Below are 1,941 nucleotides of genomic sequence, written 5' to 3'. Positions count from 1 at the left end.
GGTCGCGCGCGTCGCGATCGCCTGGCCGATCACGGTCGTCGCGCGCGCCGGGACGGTCGCCGCGGTCGCGGTCGCGGTCATTCCGAAGATCCTGCAGGCGGTCGCGACGGTCGCCCTGCTGGTCGCGATCCCGCTCCTTGTCCTTGTCTTTGTCTTTGTCTTTGTCCTTGTCTCGCGCGTCGGACCGGTCGCGCTCCTTGTCCGAGCCGCGATCGTCCCGCTTGTCGCGCAGTTCCTGAAGACGGTCCTTGCGGTCGCCGGCGTCCGGGCTCGACTTTTCGGCACCAGCCTTGTCCTTGGAGTCGCCCCGGAGGTCCTCGAGCCGGTCTTTCCGGTCCTTGGAGTCACGGTCCGAGCTTTCAGCGTCCTTCTTATCCTTGGACTTGTCGCGCGGCTCCGCAGAACGCTCCTTGCGGTCGAAAATGTTCTGGTTCTTGGAGTCGCCGGACGTGCCGGCGTCGCTCGCGCCCTTCGCGTCGCCGCTCTCCTTGGCGCGCTGCTTCTTCTCGCGCGCATCGGACTTGTCGCCGGCGTCGCCCGCGGCCCGGTCGGGGCCTAACAGATCCCGCTTTTCACGGCTTGGCTTGTCGCTCTGGCGCTGCTCCGGATCGCTCTTCTTGCGCTCGCTGCGGGAGTCCGACGAGTCCGCCTTCGGCTGGCGCATCTCGCGCATAGAGTCGTCCTGCGACTCCTTCCGCTTGGACGGGCGCTCGCCGCTGTCCCCGCTGTCGCCACGATCCGGCTTCGACCTCTGGCCTCGGTCGGACGCGCCCTCTTCTGATCTGCGGCTCTTGCGGTCACTATCGCCGCCACCTGCTTCCGGATTCAGTCCCTGCGCGAGGACGATAGGAGCGCCTGAGGTCGCGGTCTGCGCAAAACTGGGAGCGGCGAGAGCGACGGCCGGCAGCACCGTGCCGGCGAGCAGAAGAATCCTCGTCGTCTTCATGATAATCCTTGCTTCGTCTAGATCGCGCGCCCGTCCGGGACTGGCGCGCCGCCTCACCCCAAGGGAGGCCAAATAACGGGGGAAGATGGCGGGTCAATGACCTGTGATCTCAAAGGCCATCGACGGACGCTATTTGAGGGACAACCAGCGCGTTCCGCCGCCCGCAGGTATTGCGGCGCAACTAAACGTTCATGCGCCGCAGCAGTTCCATGAATATTCATTCAGAACGGTAACATAGTCCGCTCGGCGCCCTTACGCGGGCGAGATGGTCAACTCGGCTTCGGGCAGGCCCTCGAATATCGCCCGCACGCGCTGACCCGGGGTCACCCGCAGAAACGGCGTCGTCGACCCGGTCGTGACCACGTCGCCCGCCAACAGGGGCCGACCGGCTCCGCGCCGGGCATTGGCCAGATGGGTGAGCAGGCGCACAGGGTCTCCCCCGGTGTTGCCGCCCTCATGGGAGAACGCGGTCTCGCCGTCGATGGTCAGGACGACCGGCAGGCGGGCGAGCGGGATGCTCGGCCGCTCGGCCACGCCCGCGCCGAGCACGAGCAGGCCGTGACTCTGCCGGTCGGCGATCCGCCAGACCGCAGGCGTCGCCGCCCAGTCCGCGAAGGCGGTGTCGAGAACCTCGATGGCGGCATGCCAGGTCCGGACCGCGTCCAGCACCTCCTCGGGCGAATAGGGTTCCGCGCGGGGCCCGAGGTCGCGCCCGAGGGTGACGGCGATCTCCGCCTCCACGGCGCCGAGGAGGAACGTGTTCGCCGGCACGACCGCCGGGCTGGGCCGCACCGTGTCGGCCGTGATCAGCCCCATGCCGGGCTCGGCCTCCGGCGTCGGCGCCCCGGTCTTCCAGGCGACGACCGGCCCGAGGCTGGCCACGACCGCCTCGTGGATCGCCGTCGGCCTCTTCACGCGTCGCAAGCAGTTGCTGCACGACCTCGTGCTTGGAACGCTGTTCGTCGATCGCGGCGCGTTGGACCGGCTCGCCTGAG

3 protein-coding genes are annotated in these 1,941 nt (G+C 68.6%); 1 reads left to right on the top strand and 2 read right to left on the bottom strand.

Annotation, left to right across the window (positions count from 1 at the left end; translation table 11 throughout):
- A partial coding sequence (locus ACIKT0_RS17570) for a hypothetical protein (RefSeq protein WP_407106635.1) occupies positions 1–946 on the bottom strand: 946 nt, incomplete at its 3' end.
- A gap of 252 nt (positions 947–1,198) precedes the next feature.
- On the bottom strand, positions 1,199–1,762 hold the full coding sequence (locus tag ACIKT0_RS17565) for a 2-keto-4-pentenoate hydratase (RefSeq protein WP_407106634.1): 564 nt from the start codon (positions 1,760–1,762) through the stop codon (positions 1,199–1,201).
- Between ACIKT0_RS17565 and ACIKT0_RS17560 the strand changes: the two genes are divergently transcribed.
- Positions 1,761–1,940 (top strand): hypothetical protein, encoded by a 180-nt coding sequence (locus ACIKT0_RS17560; RefSeq protein WP_407106633.1) that lies wholly within the window; start codon positions 1,761–1,763, stop codon positions 1,938–1,940. The genes ACIKT0_RS17565 and ACIKT0_RS17560 overlap by 2 nt on opposite strands.
- Position 1,941 lies beyond the last annotated feature (1 nt).

It is taken from the genome of Hansschlegelia beijingensis (genome assembly GCF_045505405.1).
GTDB lineage: Bacteria > Pseudomonadota > Alphaproteobacteria > Rhizobiales > Methylopilaceae > Methylopila > Methylopila beijingensis_A.
Note: the sequence above shows the minus strand (reverse complement) of the source record. Positions and strands in the feature narration are given on the sequence as shown.